The following is a 19,869-nucleotide window of genomic DNA, read 5'->3' as shown; positions in this document are numbered from 1 at the left end:
ACGCAGCAGGCCGTCATGGGCCCCGGCCATCGTGGGGACGTAGCACCTGCATTGGCAGCGGAGAACCATTTTCATGCCTTCTTGCGCCCTTGCGTCTTTGCGCCCTTGCATTGAAATTCTCCTCCTCGCCGCCAGGCAGATCCCCGGCGCGCTCAACGTGCACGGGAACGTGCGGTCGCCCGGTGCAGGCGCTCGACCATGTGGATCTCAAGCAATTCTATGGATATCTCTTCTCCCAATGGTCGAGGTGACACAGGGCGGCCGCCACAGGTTGACACCACGATCATGCGCGACACGCGCTGGGCCCCACAAGGACCTCGCGGTGCTCGGGCGAGTCGCGGTCGGCACGGCATCTGCATACCGGCGCGGTCTCTGCAAATGCCCGCGCGGAGCTGACCCGCGTCGGGTCGCTCGAGGAGGAACTTCGATGCCTTATTCTCGTTTCACCGCGTTGACTCTCGCCGTCATGGGAGGCCTGGGCGCTCTCGGTATCTCCCGTCCGAGCTCTGCCTGCACGCCTGTGCCGGACGGGCGCTATTTGTCCGGGGTGTTTGGCGTCGTGCCGCTCGACGGGGTCATCGTGGCCCGGGCCAGCTGCTACTCCAACTGTCCGGAGAGCGCACCCGTGCTTCTGGTGAAGGACAAGGACACGGGCGAGGCCATCAGCGGCACCCAGGAGGAGGTCGCCGACGTCGCCGTCGGCGAGCGCGAGAGCGAGAGCGTGCTCGCCTTTCGCCCCGCGGCCCCGCTCGTCGACGGCCACACCTACCAGATCGCGCTCGAGGGTCAGGACCTCAGCGCCGGCATCTCGGAGATCTACGCCAGCACCGCTGTCGACATGGACGTGGGCGCCATCCCCGTCCAGAGCCACGTCATCGTGCAAGAGCGCTGGCACGGCAAGATGAGCTGCTGCACCGTCGATCAGCTCCCGGGGAGCTGCGGTCCGGAAGAGCGCTGCGTGGCGGAGGAAATGGAGCGTTACGTCACCGTCTTCCTCACTGCGAGCGGGGGAGTCGACGCCGGCGAGAGCCAGTACGTGCAAGTCGTCACCTTCTCGAGCCCGGACGGGGAGGAGCTCGGCAAGAAAACGGTCTGGAATGAGTCCCCGAGCCAGACGTACGACGTCGCGGCCACGGAGTACTGCTACCAGGTCACGTACAAGAGCCTCATCGACGGCACGACCGTCGAGAAGGAGCGCACCTGCGTTCCGCACGGCGACGCGGGCGAGACGGCCGTCTTCCCGGCCGACCCGGCGCAGATCGCCGCGAACATCGCGGCGTGCTCTACTCCGCCCCAGGGCTTCGAGGAGGCCTGGTGCAGCGCGAGGGCGGCGTTCTGCGAAGAGGCCCCCCACCTCTGCGCCGACAACGACGTGAGCTCCTGCGAGGCCCCCGATACGGGTGCCGGTGGCTCGGGCGGGTCCGGGGCGGGTGGTGGCGGTGACTCTCCGGAGGACCCGGATGGCGATCACGTCAGCGTCGGCTGCTCGGTCGGCGCGGGCAGCGCGGGCCGCGGCGCCTCGTCCGGCTGGGTGCTGCCAGCGATCGGGCTCGCGCTGTCCCTCGCGAGCCGCGCGCGGCGGCGTCGCGACCGCCGCTGACCGGTCCAGGCGTACCGTCGCAGTCGACCTCCCAGTGGTCGAGGTGACACCGGGCTGCCGGCACAGTCTGGCACCACGGCCGTGCACGGCGCGCGCGGGAGTCGACGAGAACCTCGCGGCGGTCGGGCGAGTCGCGGTCGGCATGGCGTGTGCAGACGCCCGCGCCGAGCTGACCGGCGTCGGGTCGCTCGAGGAGGAACTTCGATGCCTTGTGCTCGCTTCACCGCGTTGATCCTCGCCGCCATGGGAGGCGTGAGCGCTCTCGGTATCTCCCGTCCGAGCTCTGCCTGCTCGCCTCCGCTGGACGGGCCCTATGCGTCGTTGGTCCCGCGCGCCGTGCCGATCGATGGGGTCATCGTGGCCCGGATCGTCTGCTACTCCAGCTGTCCGGAGAGCGCGCCCGTGCTCGTGGTGAAGGACACGGACACGGGTGAGGTCCTCACCGGAACCCAGGAGGAGGTCGCCGACGTGCCTGTCCGCGCGGGCGAAAGCGTGCTCGCCTTTCGCCCCGCGGCCCTGCTCGTCGACGGCCACATCTACCAGGTCACCGTCGAGGGGCCGAACCTCAGCGCCGCGTTCCAGGAGACCCAGGCCAGCGCGGCCATCGACATGGACGTCGGCGCCGTCCCCGTCCAGGCCAGCGTCCTCCTGGGGGAGCGCTGGCACGGCGAGGCGAGCTGCTGCACCCTCGATTGGGGCCCGGGGAGCTGCGGTGGGGAAAAGAGCTGCGTGGCGGAGGAAGTGGAGCGTTACGTCACCGTCTTGCTCGATGCGAGCGGGGGAGTGGACCACGGCGTGGGCCAGTACGTGCAAGTCGTCACCTTCTCGAGCCCAGACGGGGAGGAGCTCGGCAAGCAGACGGCCTGGGGAGGGGCCCTGACCGCGACGTACGACGTCGCGGCCACGGAGTACTGCTATCAGCTCACGTACAAGAGCCTCGTCGACGGCACGACGGTCGAGAAGGAGCGCACCTGTGTTGCGCACGGCGACGCGGGCGCGACGGGCGTCTTCCCGTCCGACGCGGCGCGCATCGGCGAGACCATCGAGGCGTGCGCTTCTCCGCCCGAGGGCTTCGAGGAGGCCTGGTGCAGCGCGAGGGAGGCATTCTGCGCGGAGCGTGGCAGCCTCTGCGCTAACGATGACGTGAGCTCCTGCGAGGGCGCCGGCGGCTCGGGGGGCTCCGGGGCGGGCGGTGGCGGTACCTCTCCGGAGGACCCGGATGCCGAACACGACAGCGGCGGCTGCTCGGTCAGCGCGGGCAGCGGCGCCTCGTCCGGCTGGGCGCTGCCCGCGATCGGGCTCGCGCTGTCCCTCGCGAGCCGCGCGCGGCGGCGCCGCGACCACCGCTGAGGGGCCAACCGCGCCATCGCAGTCGACCCGGCGCGGCGCGAAGCCGCCCGCTCCGGCGGCGTTACCTGGCCAGATCCGCGCGCAGCGCGTCCGGGCGCTCGCGGATGGTGTCGAGCAAGCTCTGGAAGCCCCGCTCGAACTCTCTCTGGGAGTATTCCTTGCGCGGGTCGGCGGCGACCTGCTCGCTGATCTGCTCGTAGTAGCTGTTGGCGAGCCCTTCGAGGTCGGCGCTCTCGTACGCCTCGATGATGCTCTCCACCGCGCCGCGATAGGCGGTCACGCAGCCAGGGCTCTCCAGGCAGCGCCGGAAGATGAGCCCCGTCGAGATCGCGCCGTTCGCGAGGTCCCCCTGGCGCGCGAGCTCGAACAGGGCGATGTGGGGCTTGCCCGAGTCGCGGAAGGGCTTCATCGAGAGGTCCATCCCCCACGGCAAGAAGACGAACTTCCCGGAGGCGGGGTCGTTGTAGATACGAAAGTTGTTCGGATAAAAGACCGTGTAGGCGTACATGTCCCACTGGTTCACCGCGGCCTCGGCCGCGGTGAAGCGCAGGAAGTGATCGGTGTCGAGCGAGCCGCCGATGTCCTCGAGGAACGTCGCGCGCTTCGCCGTGTCCACGGCGGCGATCAGCGCAGCGAGGTCCGTGCGGTCGTTCGCGGTCTCATTGGTCTCGAGATCGAACTCCGCTTCGGCGCCCGGCACGAAGTCGACCTGCCCTTCTTCGTACAGGTTTCCATCGTTGCTCGCGAACCAGCGCGAGAGAAAGGTCGTGTCCTCGGCTTCGACGTTCGCATACACGCCGTAGAACTCACCGTTGACGTACACGAGCGCGCTGTTGCAGCGCGGGGCGGGCAAGCCGGCGTGCCGGAAGAGGTCGTACGCCAGGCGCTCCGCGAGGAAAGACGGATCTTCGACCATGTTGTTGAGCGTCATGCGCTCGAGGCCGAGGAAGGTCTGGTCGTTCACGAACTCGTCGAACTTGAGCTTGAACGGCGCCTTCTCGTCGAGGCCGCGGAAGCTGCCTTCGCCCTTGATGCGCAGCCCGATGTTCGGAACCGTGACCGCCCCGTAGCGCAGCGTGGCCGAGACGTACTCGTCCTGGAGCGGATCGTCCGGGCCCGACACCTGCTGCAGGGCTTGAACCGACTCCGGGGGCAGATCGATGTCGAAGCGCGGCAGGTTGGCGCGGTCGTAGATCTCGGCGCTGAGATCGGGACCGCCTGCTGCTCCGCCCGACCCGTGCCCACCCGCCCCCGTCTGGCCCGCCCCGACGCCGGCCCCTCCGCTCGAGCCCGCCTGGCCCCCGCTGCCGCCCGTCGCCCCGCTGTCGCTGGCGCCAGCGCCGGCTCCGCTGCTCCCCTCTCCCGCTCCGGCCGCTCCGGGTCCCGCGGGCTCGGAGCAAGCGACGACAAGGCCGCACAGGGCCGAGGCTAGCAGTGCTGTCGACTCACAGCCGACGAAGGTCTCGATGCGCATGACGACACATCCAGGGCGAGGACAAAGGAAACCGTTCGTGAAATGTGTTCGCTCACATGGTCGATGTCAATTCCAATCGGCCCGGCCGCGGGGCTCCTCGGGGGCGCCGCGTCGAGAGGAGGTTCCCTCGTTGCATGGCGTGCGGGAGCTGCCGATCGCCGAAGAGCACGGACAGGGGTTCCGGGCTATGGTGCGCGACGCCCGCGCGAGCGCTCATGACGACCACCACCACCACCGCCTCAGCACCGATGAGCCCCGGCGCGCCCGCCCTTCGCCCTTACCAGCGCGCCGCCGTCGACGCCGTCCTCGCGGCCCGCAGGCGCGGCGTCCGGCGCATGGTCGTGTGCCTCCCCACCGGCGCTGGCAAGACGGTCATCTTCTCCCATCTCGCCCGCCTCGCCAGGCGGCAGGTCCTCGTCCTCGCCCACCGCGAAGAGCTCCTCTTCCAGGCCAAGGACAAGATCGAGCGCGCCCTCGCCGGACAGGCCACGGTCGCCGTCGAGCAGGGCGAGCTCCGCGCCCCGGCGGACGCTCGCGTGATCGTCTGTTCCATACGCTCCCTCCACGAGAAGCGGCTCGAGCAGGTCACCCGCAGCCGCGATATCGGCCTCGTGATCTACGACGAATGCCACCACGCCCCCGCCGACGACAACCGCCGCGTCCTCCGCCAGCTCGGCGCCTTCGACCCCGCGTGGACAGGCACCCTGCTCGGGTTCACCGCCACGACGGCCCGCGGCGACGGCAAAGGGCTCGACGATGTCTTCGAGGCGATCGTCTACAGCCGCTCCCTCACCGAGATGATCGCGGACGGCTACCTCGCCCCCCTCACCGGCTACCGCGTCGCCACCGCCACCGACCTCTCCCCCCTCGACGCCGGCGGCCTCGACTTCGCCACGGACGAGCTCGAGGAGGCGGTGGACCTCGAGGAGCGCAACGCGCTCGTCGCCCGATCCATTCAAGAGCTCGCCCGCGACCGCCGCACCATCGCCTTCTGCGTCACGGTCGCGCACGCCAGGAACCTCTCGAAGGCGCTCAACCACCTCGGCGTCCGAGCCGCCTATGTCCACGGCGACATGCCCTCCGACCTCCGCGGCCGGATCCTCGCCGATTTCCGGGAAGAGCGCGTCCAGGTCCTCACCAACGTCGCTGTCCTCACCGAGGGCTTCGACGACCCTGGCGTCTCTTGCATCGCGATGGCCCGCCCCACCCGCTCGGATGGGCTCTATGCCCAGTGCGTCGGGCGCGGCACGCGCCTCCATCCAGGCAAGAAGGATTGCCTCATCCTCGATTTCGTCGACCTCTCCTCGCTCCAGCTGTGCACGCTGCCCTCGCTCTTCGGCATGCCCCGCGACCTCGATCTCGAGGGCAGGGACGCTTCGGAGGCGAGCCGCTTCTTTCGGCAGGTGACCTTCGACTACCCCGGGTTCGAGGTCGAGGCGGGCCGCATCACGCTGCGCGAGATCCAGGAGCGCGCCGCGCACTTCGATCCGCTGAGCCTCCGCGTCGACCCCGAGGTGATGGCCATCTCGCGCAATGCGTGGGCCTCTCTCGGCCGCTTCGGCCTCGCGCTCCATTACGAGAGGAAGCCCGGCGCGATCAGCGAGGTCGTCGTCCTCGCCCGCGGCGGTCGGGGAAAGCGGTGGCACGTCCTGCTGGATGGCAAGCTGGTCGAGCGCTTCTCCACGCTCGAAGAGGCGGTGGCCGCGGTCGATTACGAGGTCGCGCGCCGCGGCCCCGCGGCCGGGTCCTCGGCGCGCCACGACGCGGCATGGCGCAGGGCAAAGGCCCCTGTGCCCTTGCCGGCCGAGCCCCCGAGGGGTTATCCCCCGCCGAGCACCATGGAACAGGCGATGATCCTCGCGGTGTGGGCGAGGGTTACTGCGCCGCGCGAGCAGCGCTGACCCGGAGCTTCATCGCGACGCCAAGGTTTCCTCTTCGCCGTCGCGTTCCCGGCCCTCGTCGCCGGCGCCTTCCGCCTTTCTCCGCCGGCGCCTTCCTCGCCGCCGCCCGCTTCGCGGCGCCTCGCCCCATTTCCGCCTCGGCCTTTCAACGCCCGACGGCATGACGTAGCATGCGGTCATGTCATTCGGCATGAACGTCCTCCGGAAGCTCATCGAGCTGGCCCACGAGCGCGTCAGCAAGGACGAATCCGTCCTAAGAAAGAAGCTTCGCGATCACTTCGCGCTGGACCCTGCAGCGCTCCCCATCGTGGAGGCGAGCTTTCCGGAGTACGACCGTCCGAACGTCCAGGTCGCGCTCGACGCGATGCTGGGAGAGGGGGGACGATCGCACGCGCTCCTCGGGCTCACTGGACGCAACTCCTACGACAGCATTCGGCTCGGGCAGCTCGCCACGGCGACGGAGTCGGGCCTGTTCGAGGGAGGTCCCACCCTCGGCCCCGTCGAATACAAGACCGTCGATCTCGATGCAGGCCAGAAGGTCTCATGCCTGCGATGCGGCCTTCTCCTCGTACACACCCCCGAACGCCTCGCCGTGCTCGTCAGCGGCAGCGAAAGACCATGGGACGGCGGCCTCACGGTGAGCGTCATGGCGCCGGAGCGCGAAGCGGGAGAGCGCTTCCTCGCAATGCTCCGCCGGACGATGCTCGAACGCAACGTCTACCGCGGCAAGGTGGTGTCGCTCGACCAGGTGGACCGCAGCACCATCGGGGTGAGCTTCCGTCCATTGCGAGAGGTCGGAGAGGGGGACCTCATCCTGCCGGGAGATCTGCTCCAGCGCATCGAGCGCTGTACGATTCGCATTTCAGAGCACGCGCGCTCCCTCCTCTCCGCGGGCCGGCACCTGAAGCGCGGCGTTCTGCTGCACGGGCCTCCGGGAACCGGGAAGACGCTGACAGCCATGTATCTCGCGAGCCGCATGGAGGGGCGGACGGTCATCTTGCTGACGGGCCGTTCCCAGGGCCTCATCCGGCAATCGTGCGCCATGGCGCGCTTCCTCCAACCCGCCACCGTGGTGCTCGAGGACGTGGATCTCGTCGCGGAAGATCGCACGCGGCCGGACCAGTCGTGCAATGGGGTGCTCTTCGAGCTCCTGAACGAGATGGATGGCCTCGGGGAAGACGCTGACGTCCTGTTCCTCCTGACCACGAACCGTCCGGATATCCTGGAGCCTGCGCTCGCATCTCGACCCGGCCGCGTCGATCTCGCCATCGAGGTGCCGCTGCCAGATGGCGAAGGCCGCCGCAGGATGTTCGAGCTCTACGGACGCGGGCTGACGCTCAAGGGGGTCGATCTGCCCCGGTGGATTGCGCGCACCGAGGGAGCGAGCGGCGCCTTCATCCGCGAGTTGCTTCGCAAGGCGGCGGTCTTCGCCGCCGAAGAGGGGCAGGAGATCGTGGTGGACGATCGGCACCTCGACGACGCGATCCGGGAGCTCGTGCTGTGCGGAGGCGGCCTCACGAAGAGCCTGCTCGCGGCACAGAAGATGATCGAATAAAGGGGATCGCCCAGCCATCGCCATGGGCACGGCCGCTCGCGGCTCGCGATGATGCGCGATGATGATCGACAGCTACCTGGCGAAGGAACTCGGGCCGCGGACGCTCAAGATCCCCTCTTCGCGGTCGCCTTCCCCGCCTTCTTCGCCGGCGCCTTCTTCCCCGCCTTCTTCGCCGGTGCCTTCTTCACCGGCGCCTTCTTCGCCGCCGCCCTCTTCGCCGGCGCCTCGCCCCGCTTCCGCCGCTCTCCCGGCACCTTCCCGATGCGCGGATCGCCCGCCTCGATGAGCGCGCAGGCCCGCAGCGCGGCTTCCTCGAAATCGGGCGCCTCCGCCGGGAGCACCTGCCAGCCTGTCACCCCGCTCCCGAGCACCTCGATGCTCCTCATGCTCGGAAACTCAGGGCGCAGGGCCGCGTGGTGCTCCTCCGTCGTGGCGAGCCAGACGCCGTTGTCCTGCGCGGGCGCGGGCTTGTCGCGCAGGATGAGGACGATCTTGTCCTCCACATAGACCGCCAGGCAGCCGAACATCGGCCGCGTCTCGGGCCCGAGCGGGGCGAGCGCATCGAGCACGAACTCGTGCGGTACCGGCTTGCGCTTCCTCGCGGCGAACACGTCGTCCGCCGGCGCGACTCGGCTGCTCCCGCTGCGCTTGATCATGGCGACCAGGATAGACGAAGCGGCGGCCGAACGCACCGCCAGGCCGGCGCCCGCACGACGCCCCGAGGATACCCGAGGGCTCGAGGCCCGCCAAGCGGACCGCGACGCGACAGCCCGGCGATGATCCAGCCGCGGTAAGGATCGGGTCGGACCGGACGGGGTTGACTCCTGCCCCCGCCCGGTGACACTCCACCGGTGGAACATCGGACGGTCCTGATCTCGGGTGCGAGCATCGCCGGTCCCGCGCTCGCCTTCTGGCTTGCGCGCTACGGATTCCGACCCGTCGTCGTGGAGCGCGCCGACGCACTCAGGCTCGGCGGGCAGAACATCGATGTCCAGGGCGCGGCGCGGGAGGTCGTGCGCCGCATGGGGCTCGAAGGTGACATCCGAGCCGCCACGACGGGAGAGCAGGGACTCCGCTTCGTCGACGAACACGACGTGACCAGGGCCGAGTTCCCCGCGGAGACCTCGGACACCGGTGGGTTTACCAAGGAGCTCGAGATCCTCCGCGGTGACCTCGCCAGGATCCTCTACGACCGCACCCGAGACACGACGGAGTATGTTTTTGGCGACCAGATCACGGGCCTCCGGGACCACGGCGACGGGGTGACTGTCTCCTTCGAGCATGGCCCGGCGCGGGAGTTCGACCTCGTGGTCGCTGCCGATGGCATCCGCTCGCGAACCCGTACGCTCATCGTCGGGGATGAGCCGAGGATTCGCCCGCTCGACCTGTATGCCAGCTACTTCACGATTCCCCGCGGAGCATCCGACAGCGCCTGGGCGCGCTGGTACCACGCCCCCCGCGGGCGATCGATACTCCTGCGTCCAGACAATACGGGTACCACCCGGGCGTCGCTCTGGTTCCTGTCGCCCCCACGCGGCTATGAAAGGCTGAGCGTCGCGGAGCAGAAGGCGGTCATCGCGCACGTCTATGCCGACGCCGGCTGGGAATCGCCGCGGGTGCTCGCGGCGCTGGCAGGCTCCGAGGACGTCTATTTCGACGCGGTCAGCCAGGTCATGGCGCCACGCTGGTCACACGGTCGCGCCGCGCTCGTGGGTGACGCTGCGTACTGCCCGTCGCCGGTCAGCGGGATGGGCGCGAGCCTCTCTCTCGTCGGCGCTTACGTGCTCGCGGGAGAGCTGTCGCGGCACGCCAGCCATCGAGACGCCTTCGCGGCCTATGAAAAGCTCATGCGCCCCTATGTCGACCTGGCCCAGAAGCTCCCGCCAGGCGTCCCCTGGATCGCGCACCCGAAGTCAAGGCTCGGCGTTTCGCTCCTCCACCGGGTCCTCTGGCTCGCTTCCACTCCCCTGTTGCAACGCCGCGAGGGGTGGTTCGGCTCCTCCGCGGCCGACAAGATCGAGCTCCCCGATTACTCGAACGGAGGCTGACAGCCGCATGACCCTGGCAGCAGATCTCGCCGCGACTCTTGACGAGCGAGACCGCGCGAGCAAGCTCACAGGTGTGCCCCAGTCCTCGACGGGCGCGCCGCACCCGCTCGTCCTGAGCGACCGTTCGACCGTCGTGCTGGCGTACTACCTCCAGAACATACCGTCGGGCTGGGATGGCACCTGGGCGCGCGTGATCGATGCCACCACGGATGGAGGGCCCGTCGCCGTCGTTCGGTTCGATAGCTGCCACGCACAGTTCTTCGGTCTTCCGAGCGACGCACCGAGGCAACTCCGCTTCCCACTTCTGGCGGGGTCGGCTAACAAGCCGTGCTGCCGGCCGCGCTTCGAGCGGCGGCGGCACCGCAGAGCGTCAGCTGGAGCGAGCACGCTGTATTGCCGAGCAATGGAGTCACAACATGGGCGTAGACTTCACCGCCATCGTCGACCATGGCCTATCCTGGGATGAGCTGTATGAACTGCCACGCGCGCTCAACGCTGCTTGGGCACTACCGCCCGCGCTCCGTCCATGGGTGCAGGAGTGGGTCCGGGCTGGACGAGCGTCCTGGGGATGGAAGCTGAGCGGGCTCAGCTCGAACGCCGCCGACGAGCTATTCAACGAGGGCTACGTGTGGATGGATGGCCCAGACGGGTTCCATGCCACTGTCCACAAGAGGTTGATCGAATTCACGCATCTGGCGCGATGGTCGTCATTTCTTCACGAGCGTGACGTGCGACAGGGTCTGCGAGAGTCCCTTCGGCTATTCTCAACGGTGGTCCGAGCGAGCATGGTCATCTACCTGCCGGACAGCTGCTTCAGGCCGTCAAAAGCGTCCGATCTGCTGTTCGAAGACGCCGGCGCTGGCGACGTGAAGAAGTGGCTGGAGACGAACGTCGGACCATCGATGGCCGACGCGGGGAGCTTTCTCGATGTAGACGACGATTTCGCAGAGACCGCCTACTTCATCGAGGAGGTCAATCCAGGTCGTTGATGTCAATGAACCAGGGAGCGCCTCCGGCATGATGTTTCCCGCTTGGTCCCAGACGCCGCCCGACGCGGCGCCTGGCCGTTCGTTCAAGCCGACCAGGAACCCAGGCGATGTACATCTCTCTGGATCGCATCGATGTGGTGCTCGAATCGAAGGACGGCCGAGAGCGCGTGGTTCAGACCGATCACCGATCGGCAGCCCAAATAGCGGCGCGCTGAAACGACCGCATCGACGCCGGAGCTGTCTCTCGATCGAATGCGGCGCCGACGGCTTCTCGCTGCGAGGCAGGCGGCGCGCCCCGGCTGGTCCTCGATGCAGGCCAGGGCGCGCCGTCGTCGGCTCAGGGAGCGAGCGCCGTCTTGTCGAGGTGCCCGAAGTCCCAGGCCACGGAGGAGCCAGGACCGTAGTCGACCCTCACCGGCTCCTGCGCGCCGAGGCGGTCGAAGGCGGCGCGCGGGAGCAGGAATTGAACGGTGTGGAGATCGCCGTCCGGATGGCGAGCCGCGGTGCTTCGCTCGGCGCCGACGGTGAGCACCAGGTTGGTGGCGCGGAGGTCGAAGAACTCGGCGCTGGTGAGCGTGAGCTCGACGGCGTCGGACCCGCTGCGCCTCACGCTCTGGATGGCATTGCCCGCCGTGATCCGCCGCTGCTCGGGGAGGGTCGCGCCGGCGGCGCGCGCACGGGCGCTGGGCGGCGCCGCGCTCGACGCGACGGAGGCGAGCTGCCCCGAAGCCGCCAGGGCCTCGGTGGTGGCACGGGTCGCGCGGATGTTCGCCAGGTACAGGCTGTTTCCGTTGAGCGGGGTGGTGAAGGTCAGACGAACCCCGCGCACCGACGCGAGCGTGGCGCCGCTGAACGAGGACAGCGGAATGCGCGCGGTCGGCAGCGTTGTGCCGGCGCGCGGCGGTGGGCCGAGCTCCAGGAACTCATCGATGGCGACGGCGCTCGACCGGGTATCGTCGGCGTTCACGAGCTCCACAAGGAACGACGCCTCGGTCGGGTCGGAGCCCCAGCCGCGGTCGGCGCGAAGATCGAGGGTGTCGTACCCCGTGAGATCGAAGCCCGTGCCGGCGGCGGACCAGTTCGACTGGAAGAACGTCGCGCTGCCCGCGGCCACGTCGTGGATCCAGGCGCCCGAGAGCGAAGGGTCGTGCCCGCTCAGGGCCGTGTGCTCCACCGAGAGAGTGCCGCCGGTGGTGTTCGGCAGGCCGTACGAGCTCGTGCCGGTCGGATTGATGAAATCCTCGAGCAGCAGGCTGTCGGCGGCGTCTCCGCCCGGATGGTAGCCGCGGCGGACGCGGTACGGGACGTCCGGAAAGGGGAAGGCGGGGTCGAACAGGGTGTTCGCGGCCTCGTCGCGATCCGCGCCCACGTTGGCGGTGAAGAACTGAACGGCCGCCAGGCGACCCGTCTCGCGCTGCGCCGGCGAGCCGTACTCCAGCGGATCGAAGAGCTCCTCATGGTCGATGCAGCCCTGGATCCCGCCGCTGTTCCCGTCCGCGATCTGCCACTCGCTGTTGTAGTAATTGTGATTGGCGCCCCACACATGATAGAAGGACTTGGAGAGGGGCTCCGGCTCGGCGATGCTCATCATGCGATCGAACGGGCGCATCCCGGGCAGATCGCTCAGGTCCCAGTCGCAGGCCGGCAGGATCACGTTCCAGGCCGTCTGGTCAGCGTTCAGGCGCTGGCCGTTCTGGCCCTGATCGGTCGGACCGATCTCGAAGATCCCGCGGATGCTCACCGGGCTCTCTATCAGCCCAGGCCAGGGGCTGCCGCTCCGGCGGTACTCGTTGTAGGCGAACCGCACGGCCTCGCCGCCGCGCGAGTGCCCCAGCAGGCCCACCTGATCGAAATCGATGCGATCGAGCAGATCCACGCCGAGCTCCGGGGGCGTCGGCTCGGCGCCGCTGTCCCAGCGGCTCAGCCGCTCCAGGTGGCGGAGCAGCAGGCGTCCGCGTGGCCCGATGACGAACTCGTCGCTGGGCGAGCCCGACGCGGCATGGATACCCCGGTTCGTGTTGATGGACACCACGAAATAGCCGCGCGCGGCGAGGTCCTCGGCCATGTAGTCGTAGCCGCGATGGTTGGGGACGACGACATAGTTCGCCGGGCACGTCCCCGTCGTGGCATACTGGTTGTTGTTGTCCGTACGAGGATTCACGCCCGTGCCACACGTCGGGTGGTTCCCGTGCATGAACACGAGCAGCGGATACTGCCTGCCGGCCTCGAGGCTCGCCGGGCGGTAGAAGGATGCCCAGAGCTCGGTCGCGTAGTCAGGGCTGACCATCGCGTCGATCGCGGCCGGGAGCTTGTACTCCGCGATCGCCACGCCGCTGCCCATCGGCGGCAGGTCGCTGCTGACCGACAGCACGACCGGCTCGATCCCCTGGCTCGGGATGCTGGCGCAGAACCCGAACTGGCGGCTCTCCGACGGGGGGATCGCCGCATTGCTGCCTTGAGGCGTGACCGTGATCTGACCCGTGCTCCCGCTGAACGTGCCATCCCAGGACGAGAAGATGGCGCCCGGGCCGACGTCGAGCGCGACGCTCCACGTCCCCGTCGTGGCGCTCGGGTGCTGGTTGCTCACGACGATGTGCGCGCAGTACCCCTGACCCCACTGCGAATCCATCACGCGATCCGCGCTGATCCCGTTCGCGCCCTGCAGCGCGGCCTGCGATGCGCCGATCGGCTCCGTCGAGCCGTCGCTGCATGCCGGCAGCAGCGCCAGCGCTGCAGCGGCCATCCACGTGTTCCATCTGCTCTGGAAGCTGAAGTTGTGCATGGTTCTTACCCAAGTTGGTGATGAAGCGTCCGATCGTCGCGCCTCGTTCGGCAGGGCGACGAACCACCCCGTGCGTCACGACGATCTGCTGACACTCGAACCGATCTAGCGTCCGGATTCATGGCCTGGCAAGCGCTGGGGATGACCCGATGCGCATGCGCGATGCCGTGATTCGGCGGTGATGCCGGGGCTCACACCTGACGACGCACGCCGCCCGCTCGTAGCGGCGCGGCGGGCGGTCGCTCTCGGTGTGACGAACGCTATTGGCAAACAAAGGAGCCTTGTCAAGCTCAGCAGTGCAAAATCATCTCTCCATCGCCGGACGACCGATGACGGCGCATTGCATAGTCGCTTTTCGACCCCTGCGCCAGTAGGGTTCTTCCGGACTTCAGAACGGATCCTCATGCACCTGGCGCACCACCCACCCTCGGCGACATGGCTCCACGTGCGAGGAGAACTCTCGTGGTTTAATTTCGAAAACTATCGTGTGAAATAATGTAAAAATGCATGAATCTCATTGCGTCCGGGCGTCTGCCGGCGGCGCGACGCTCTGTGAAGGGGCGAGGCCGCGCCGGGGCTCGGCGCTCGCCCTCCCCGCACCTGTCCGTCGACCGGGTGCTCCGAGAGATCGAGCACTCCCGCACGGGCCCGTCGTCGCCTATGCTGCCGGAGCCATGGCGATCGGGGACATCAACCACGTGACCCTCGCGGTTCGAGCTCTCGACCGACGCCGGCGCAGTGAAGGCGCGCACCGGCGCGATCGCGACGATCAGGATCTGGAGGCAGCGATGAGCCGAAAGTCGATTCAGGTGAGCGTTCTGAGGCAGGTCGTGGCAAGCGCCGGCCAACACTTCTCTACCAATGACATTTCGGAGGACGACCGGATGCTCGCGGCCCACCCTGAGCTCGCGAGCCACAGCCACTATCACGCGTTCGTCGGCGGCGCGCTGAGCGATCACCACGTGGCGCTCGCCATTGTCGAGGTACAGAAGGGGACGTCGCGCGGTTCACGCTGGCAAAAGCAGGGCTGAAGGAGAGGAGCACGTCGACTGTCGTGAGCCGTCACGCGCTCGGAGACGGGCGCGTCGCCGGCCAGAGTCGGACGAGGAGCGCGCTGGCCGCCGCCGACGAGGCGAGGGCCGTCACCGCCAGCCAGCCCCACCGTGCGAAGAGCACGCTGCCCAGCGCGGCGCCGGAGGCCATACCGACGAACATGCCGACGACGAGCACGGCATTGACACGGCTGCGCGCGCCGGGCTCGATGCCATAAACGATGGTCTGATGCGCCACCAGCGCGGCCTGGATGCCGAGGTCGAAGGCGACGGCGCTGGCGCCGAGCAGCCACAGCCGTCCATGCGCCGACAGCATGGGTGACAGCGCCATGGCGGCGAAGGCCACGAACGAAAGGGCGGCGCCCATGCGCGTCACCCGTTCGGGCCCGCTGCGGTCGGCGATGCGGCCGGCCAGGGGCGCCGCCACCGCGCCGGCCGCCCCGGCCAGGCCGAAGGCGCCCGCCACCGCGCTGCCGAGGTGGAACGGCGCGCCGTGCAGCATCACGGCGAGCGTGGACCAGAACGCGCTGAACCCCACCGACAGCAGCCCCTGGGCCAGCGTCGCGCGGCGCAGGGCGCCGTGGCGCTTCCACAGCGCGGCCAGGGAGCCGAGCAGCGCGGCGTAGCTCAGCTGCGTGGTCGGCTCGAAGCGCGGCAGGCTGCGCCACATCGCCGCGCCGAGCAGGGCGATGCTGGCCGCGGCGGCGAAGAACACCGCGCGCCAGCCGAAATTCTCCGCCACGAAGCCGCTGATCACGCGGGACAGCAGGATGCCCAGCAAGAGGCCGGTCATCACGGTGCCGACCACCTTGCCCCGATGCGCCTCCGGGGCCAGCGTCGCGGCGGCGGGCACGATGTCCTGCGCCAGGGTCGCGGCCAGGCCGGTGACCAGGCTGGCGACCAGCAGCGTGCCGATCGCGTGCGCGGCGCCGCCGAGCAGCAGCGCGGCCGCCAGCAGGGCAGCCTTGGCCAGGATGATGCGCCGCCGGTCGTAGCGGTCGCCGAGCGGCGCGAGCAGCAGGATGCCCAGCGCATAGCCCAGCTGCGTGAGCGTGGGCACGAGGCCGAGCGCGCGGTCCGAGGCGCCGATCTCGGCCCCCAGCACGCCGAGCATGGGCTGGCTGTAGTAGATCGAGGCGACGGCCAGGCCCGCGCCGGTGGCCAGCAGCAGCACCAGGGCGGCGGGCAGGGGCGGCGCGGACGCGGCGGGCAGCGGCTGGGTGGCGGGGGGTGTATGCGTCAACTGAATGGCGTGCATGGTACACCGAGGTTGGGAAGCATCGCTCCAGCGCTGTAGTGGCATGGAGCGCACGATGGTTATACCTTCGGCGTATGACCAGGCCGGCACCTCCCTCGCCCTCGTCGCTGGACGACATCGGCTTGCTGCACACCTTCGTGAAGATCGTCGAGGCCGGCAGCCTGTCGGCGGCTGCCACCCTGCTGGGGACGACGCAGCCCACCGTGAGCCGGCGCTTGCAGGCGCTGGAGCGCTCGCTGGGCCTGCCGTTGCTGCAGCGCTCCACGCACACGATGAAGCTGACCGAGGACGGCGAACGGTGCTTCGAGCGCGCCAAGGCGCTGCTGGCCAGCCTGGAGGCGTTCGCGTCGGACATGCGAGGCGACCGCGACCAGCCCGACGGGACGCTCCGCGTGGTCGTGCCGCACGCGTTCGGGCAGCACCAGCTGGTCAAGCCGCTGGCCGACTACCTGCGCCGCTACCCGCGCGTCTCGGTCGAGTGGCTGCTGCACGACAGGCAGCCGAACTTCATCGCCGACGGCATCGACTGCGCGATCCTTGTCGGCGCGGTCGCCGATCCGGACGTCGTGGCGATCCGCCTGACCGAGGTGCCGCGCATCGTGGCCGCCGCGCCCTCGGTGCTGGGCCGGGCCGCGCGGCCGGCTCATCCATCGGATCTGGCCGACATGCCCTGGCTGGCGTTGCGCACCTACTACCGCGACACGATCACGCTGACCCACGCGTCGGGCGGCGAGCGGGTCGAGCTCGCGATCCGCCCGCGCATGAGCACCGACAGCCTGTATGCCCTGCGCAGCGCCGCGCTGATGGGGCTGGGCGTCTGCGTGGCCTCGTCCTGGCTTCTGACCGACGACCTGGCGCAGCGGCGGCTGCTGCACCTCGCGCCGTCGTGGCAGGCGGATCCGCTGCCGGTCCACCTGGTCTATCCTCATGCCCGCTTCTATCCGGCCCGGCTGCGTCGCTTCATCGAGGTGATGCGGGAGTCCGTGCCGGCGGTGGTCGACGGCGCGGCGGCGCGGCGCGGCTGAGCAGCCGGCTCACACGACCGAACCGCACGGGCAGCGTCCAGAACATGGTTACCTGGAGCGTGGGGGGTGATCTAGGATGTTCGGCGGCTCCGAGGGTTCGCTCTATGTCCAAGCTTCGCCTGGTTGCGCACGTGGGTCCCCTGCGGGGTGAGCCAGGCGCTCGCCACACCATGGGCACGCTCGGAGGCGCAGGTCACCCGATGCCACCGGCTGAAGTCGTCTTGATGGAGGTCCTCAACGACGGTTCAGCGTTCCTCTACCGCTTCTCACGGGACGGCATCTTCGCTGGCGACACATGGCACGAGCGCCGCGAGGACGCTGAAGACCAGCTGGAGTTCGAGGTTGGCGGTGCCGTCGGCGCCTGGACTGCTGTGCCTTTGAACGTGGAGGATGCCCAGGCATACGCGGTCAACTGGGCACAGCGCACGCATCCAGAGCGCTGAACGTACACCTCTGACGCGGAGCGCTCGATCGAGGTCGTCGAGGTCCTGTTCGGGCGAACCAGCACGATGCCGCCGAACCGCCGGGCCGCAGTGAGCGTCCGCGCCGCCGTCTCCGGCGCTATTCTTCCCACATGACGCCCCGACCCGTCTTCGTCGATCAGGCCCTGTCCGCCCGGCTCGAGGCCACCGAGGCCGCGAAAATCGAGGCGCTTGCGCGCGAGGTCGCCGCGCGGGTCCCGGCGCGGCGCGCCGCCGTCGCCGCCATCGCCGGCGGTCGCGCCGCGTTCGTGGCGCCGCACGCCCGGCTCTCGCGCGCTGTCGGCCTCGGGTTGAGCGGCCCGGTCGAGGCGCGCGACGTCGAGGCCCTCGAGGACTTCTTCGCCTCGCGAGGCACCGCCGCGCGCATCCTGGTCTCTCCCTTTGCCCACCCTTCGCTGCTCGCGCGGCTGGGGGAGCGCGGCTTCCGCCTGGACTCGCTCGACACCGTGCTCGTGCGCCACCTCGCCCCCGCCGTCGACGTCCACGCGCCTGAGCCGGCCGCGCACGGCGGCGTGGTCGTGCGGCGCGCCGAGCGCGAGGAGGCCTCGACGTGGGTCGCGGCCTCGCTCTCCGCCTTCGCCGCACCGGGTGAGCCTCCGTCCGATCGGGCCGACATCTTCGAGGCGGGCTTCCACGTGCCCGGGGCGGCGTACTTCCTGGCATCGTCAGCCGCCGGCGCCGTCGCCGGCGTCGGCGCGGTCTACGTGCACGAGCGAGTCGCCCTCCTGTTCGCGGGCGGCACGCTCGCGGCTCACCGCGGCCGGGGCGTGCAGCGCGCCCTCATCGACGCCCGCCTCCCGTACGCCCGCGACGCGGGGTGCGACCTCGCCTACTCGGTGGCCGAGGCGGGGAGCACCTCGCAGCGCAACCTGGAGCGCGCGGGCCTCGTGGCCGTCTACTCGCAGGCGACGCTCATCAAGTCCTTCGCCTGAGCGCCGTCTTCGGGGGTAGCCTCCCGTCAGATCCTACCGATCGCGAAGAGTGGACCGCATGCCGAAGCTTCACGAGATCCGAGCGGACTACGACGCGGAGACCATCGTCATGTACCAGGCCTACGCGCCGGCCATCGCCGAGCCGGCGCTCGCTGCCCAGCGCTTCGTCGCCCCGTTCTCGTTCGGTCGCATGACATGGATCAAGCCGTCGTTTCTCTGGCTCATGCACCGCAGCAACTGGGGGCGCAAGGCCGGGCAGGAGCGGATCCTCGCCGTCCGCATCCGGCGGACAGGCTGGGAGCAGGCGCTCTCCCTCGCCGTCCTCACCTCGCCGGAAGCGACGGTGTTTCGCTCGCCGGACGAGTGGAGCAAGGCGTTTGCCGAAGCCAAGGTCCACATTCAATGGGATACCGAGCGGAACCTGCGAGGCGGCCCGCTGCCTTGCTACAGCATCCAGGTCGGCGTCGGCCGCGATCTCATTCGCGAGTACGCAGAGAGCTGGGTCGTCGCCATCGAGGATCGAACTCCCCTGGTCCGGAAGATGTACCAGCAGATTCAGGCCGGCCACGCGGACAGCGCGGCGAAGTCGCTGCCTCGCGAGAGGCCCTACGCCGTTGACGAGAGGATTGCCAGGCGGCTGCTCATCGACCCATGACGACACACGCCGCCGAGCAAGGCAACGCAGCCGACGCGTGCTATGCCAAGCGAACCAGGCCTGCGCACGCGCCATGGATGAACTGGATCATCGAGCGAACGGGAGAGCCGGATGGATTGGCGAGCGGAGCACCAGATCTTGATCGACGCGGGTGTCACGATTGCCCCCGGTCTGACGGAACCCGAGATCGACCGAGCCGAGTCCGTCATCGGCGCCAGGTTTCCGCCTGATCTGTGCTCCTTTCTCTCGGAAGGGCTCCCGGTGGGCGAGCGCTTTCCCGACTGGCGGGAGCCAGACTCGACGGAGGTTCGTCGGCGGCTCGACTGGCCCTTCGAAGGCATCGCGTTCGACATCGAGCACAACGTGTTCTGGTTGGATGCGTGGGGCGCTCGTCCTTCAGAGCTACCAGAAGCGTTACAGATCGCTAGGACCGCGGTCGCAGAGGCGCCCCGCCTGATTCCAGTCGCGGGCCACCGCTACATTCCAGCGGAGCCGGCGCTCGCCGGAAACCCCGTCTTCTCGGTCTACCAGACCGACATCATTTACTACGGCGACGATCTCGCGACCTACCTGCGCCGCGAGTTTCGCCGACCGCCTCGCGTCGACGCCGTCAGCGGAGGAGCGCGCAGGATCCGGTTCTGGAGCGAGCTCGTCGATGCCAACGGATAGCGGGCCGCCAACGCCGGACGGCGTGACGTTCCAGCAGCGGGATGTACTGGCTGTTCATCCACGAACACGGGTCCCTCGGGCAAGCGAGCCCTGGACC

Annotated in this window: 16 protein-coding genes; 12 read left to right on the top strand and 4 right to left on the bottom strand. The window is 69.2% G+C overall.

Annotation, left to right across the window (positions count from 1 at the left end):
• The first annotated feature begins 538 nt into the window (after positions 1–538).
• Positions 539–1,600: a hypothetical protein gene (locus WME82_RS48550; RefSeq protein WP_438040885.1), complete on the top strand. Its 1,062-nt coding sequence runs from the start codon at positions 539–541 to the stop codon at positions 1,598–1,600.
• 204 nt (positions 1,601–1,804) lie between these two features.
• On the top strand, positions 1,805–2,950 hold the full coding sequence (locus WME82_RS48545) for a hypothetical protein (RefSeq protein ID WP_438040884.1): 1,146 nt from the start codon (positions 1,805–1,807) through the stop codon (positions 2,948–2,950).
• Positions 2,951–3,011: 61 nt separating this feature from the next.
• On the opposite strand, the gene WME82_RS48540 is transcribed toward WME82_RS48545, so the two are convergent.
• Positions 3,012–4,424: a CotH kinase family protein gene (locus WME82_RS48540; protein WP_438040883.1), complete on the bottom strand. Its 1,413-nt coding sequence runs from the start codon at positions 4,422–4,424 to the stop codon at positions 3,012–3,014.
• 215 nt (positions 4,425–4,639) lie between these two features.
• On the opposite strand from WME82_RS48540, the gene WME82_RS48535 reads away from it, so the two are divergent.
• Both WME82_RS48535 and WME82_RS48530 read left to right on the top strand, forming a co-directional pair.
• The gene (locus tag WME82_RS48535; RefSeq protein ID WP_438040882.1) at positions 4,640–6,325 is read left to right on the top strand and encodes a DEAD/DEAH box helicase; all 1,686 of its coding nucleotides are present in this window, start codon (positions 4,640–4,642) and stop codon (positions 6,323–6,325) included.
• Between the two features lie 178 nt (positions 6,326–6,503).
• Positions 6,504–7,880, top strand: coding sequence for an AAA family ATPase (locus WME82_RS48530; RefSeq protein ID WP_438040881.1), 1,377 nt, complete (start codon positions 6,504–6,506; stop codon positions 7,878–7,880).
• A gap of 104 nt (positions 7,881–7,984) precedes the next feature.
• On the opposite strand, the gene WME82_RS48525 is transcribed toward WME82_RS48530, so the two are convergent.
• Positions 7,985–8,536 (bottom strand): hypothetical protein, encoded by a 552-nt coding sequence (locus tag WME82_RS48525; protein ID WP_438040880.1) that lies wholly within the window; start codon positions 8,534–8,536, stop codon positions 7,985–7,987.
• Positions 8,537–8,731: 195 nt separating this feature from the next.
• Between WME82_RS48525 and WME82_RS48520 the strand changes: the two genes are divergently transcribed.
• Together WME82_RS48520 and WME82_RS48515 are read left to right on the top strand one after the other, a co-directional pair.
• Positions 8,732–9,928: an FAD-dependent monooxygenase gene (locus WME82_RS48520; protein ID WP_438040879.1), complete on the top strand. Its 1,197-nt coding sequence runs from the start codon at positions 8,732–8,734 to the stop codon at positions 9,926–9,928.
• Between the two features lie 416 nt (positions 9,929–10,344).
• Positions 10,345–10,917 carry a hypothetical protein gene (locus WME82_RS48515; protein ID WP_438040878.1) on the top strand — a complete coding sequence of 191 codons (573 nt, stop codon included), beginning with the start codon at positions 10,345–10,347 and terminating at the stop codon, positions 10,915–10,917.
• Positions 10,918–11,254: 337 nt separating this feature from the next.
• Here WME82_RS48515 and WME82_RS48510 read toward each other — a convergent pair whose 3' ends face one another.
• Positions 11,255–13,699, bottom strand: a complete 2,445-nt coding sequence (locus WME82_RS48510; protein ID WP_438040877.1) for a cellulose binding domain-containing protein — start codon at positions 13,697–13,699, stop codon at positions 11,255–11,257.
• A 674-nt stretch (positions 13,700–14,373) separates the two neighbouring features.
• Here WME82_RS48510 and WME82_RS48505 point away from each other — a divergent pair.
• Positions 14,374–14,730, top strand: a complete 357-nt coding sequence (locus WME82_RS48505) for a hypothetical protein (RefSeq protein ID WP_437743210.1) — start codon at positions 14,374–14,376, stop codon at positions 14,728–14,730.
• A 31-nt stretch (positions 14,731–14,761) separates the two neighbouring features.
• Here WME82_RS48505 and WME82_RS48500 read toward each other — a convergent pair whose 3' ends face one another.
• Positions 14,762–16,009 carry an MFS transporter gene (locus WME82_RS48500; RefSeq protein ID WP_438040876.1) on the bottom strand — a complete coding sequence of 416 codons (1,248 nt, stop codon included), beginning with the start codon at positions 16,007–16,009 and terminating at the stop codon, positions 14,762–14,764.
• Between WME82_RS48500 and WME82_RS48495 the strand changes: the two genes are divergently transcribed.
• The 5 genes from WME82_RS48495 (at position 15,982) to WME82_RS48475 (ending at position 19,772) form a co-directional block, all read left to right on the top strand.
• Positions 15,982–17,034, top strand: coding sequence for a LysR family transcriptional regulator (locus WME82_RS48495; protein ID WP_438040875.1), 1,053 nt, complete (start codon positions 15,982–15,984; stop codon positions 17,032–17,034). The two genes, WME82_RS48500 and WME82_RS48495, sit on opposite strands and share 28 nt — an antisense overlap.
• 170 nt (positions 17,035–17,204) lie before the next feature.
• Positions 17,205–17,477 carry a hypothetical protein gene (locus WME82_RS48490; protein WP_438040874.1) on the top strand — a complete coding sequence of 91 codons (273 nt, stop codon included), beginning with the start codon at positions 17,205–17,207 and terminating at the stop codon, positions 17,475–17,477.
• 131 nt (positions 17,478–17,608) lie between these two features.
• The gene (locus WME82_RS48485) at positions 17,609–18,448 is read left to right on the top strand and encodes an N-acetyltransferase (protein WP_438040873.1); all 840 of its coding nucleotides are present in this window, start codon (positions 17,609–17,611) and stop codon (positions 18,446–18,448) included.
• Positions 18,449–18,506: 58 nt separating this feature from the next.
• Complete coding sequence (locus WME82_RS48480) at positions 18,507–19,103, top strand: DUF4291 domain-containing protein (protein WP_437714254.1); 597 nt, start codon at positions 18,507–18,509, stop codon at positions 19,101–19,103.
• A 138-nt stretch (positions 19,104–19,241) separates the two neighbouring features.
• Positions 19,242–19,772, top strand: a complete 531-nt coding sequence (locus tag WME82_RS48475) for a hypothetical protein (protein ID WP_437743203.1) — start codon at positions 19,242–19,244, stop codon at positions 19,770–19,772.
• Positions 19,773–19,869 lie beyond the last annotated feature (97 nt).

Source organism: Sorangium sp. So ce128, assembly GCF_051525245.1.
GTDB classification, from domain to species: Bacteria; Myxococcota_A; Polyangia; order Polyangiales; family Polyangiaceae; genus Sorangium; species Sorangium cellulosum_B.
This window is presented reverse-complemented; position numbering and strand designations above follow the sequence as displayed.

Bases quoted from the DNA above. Each gene is read 5' to 3' on its own strand.
- WME82_RS48505 (WP_437743210.1), top strand. From the start codon at position 14,374: ATGGCGATCGGGGACATCAACCACGTGACCCTCGCGGTTCGAGCTCTC.
- WME82_RS48500 (WP_438040876.1), bottom strand. From the start codon at position 16,009: ATGCACGCCATTCAGTTGACGCATACACCCCCCGCCACCCAGCCGCTG.
- WME82_RS48530 (WP_438040881.1), top strand. From the start codon at position 6,504: ATGTCATTCGGCATGAACGTCCTCCGGAAGCTCATCGAGCTGGCCCAC.
- WME82_RS48485 (WP_438040873.1), top strand. From the start codon at position 17,609: ATGACGCCCCGACCCGTCTTCGTCGATCAGGCCCTGTCCGCCCGGCTC.
- WME82_RS48515 (WP_438040878.1), top strand. From the start codon at position 10,345: ATGGGCGTAGACTTCACCGCCATCGTCGACCATGGCCTATCCTGGGAT.
- WME82_RS48525 (WP_438040880.1), bottom strand. From the start codon at position 8,536: ATGATCAAGCGCAGCGGGAGCAGCCGAGTCGCGCCGGCGGACGACGTG.
- WME82_RS48545 (WP_438040884.1), top strand. From the start codon at position 1,805: ATGCCTTGTGCTCGCTTCACCGCGTTGATCCTCGCCGCCATGGGAGGC.
- WME82_RS48480 (WP_437714254.1), top strand. From the start codon at position 18,507: ATGCCGAAGCTTCACGAGATCCGAGCGGACTACGACGCGGAGACCATC.
- WME82_RS48510 (WP_438040877.1), bottom strand. From the start codon at position 13,699: ATGCACAACTTCAGCTTCCAGAGCAGATGGAACACGTGGATGGCCGCT.
- WME82_RS48540 (WP_438040883.1), bottom strand. From the start codon at position 4,424: ATGCGCATCGAGACCTTCGTCGGCTGTGAGTCGACAGCACTGCTAGCC.
- WME82_RS48535 (WP_438040882.1), top strand. From the start codon at position 4,640: ATGACGACCACCACCACCACCGCCTCAGCACCGATGAGCCCCGGCGCG.
- WME82_RS48490 (WP_438040874.1), top strand. From the start codon at position 17,205: ATGGGCACGCTCGGAGGCGCAGGTCACCCGATGCCACCGGCTGAAGTC.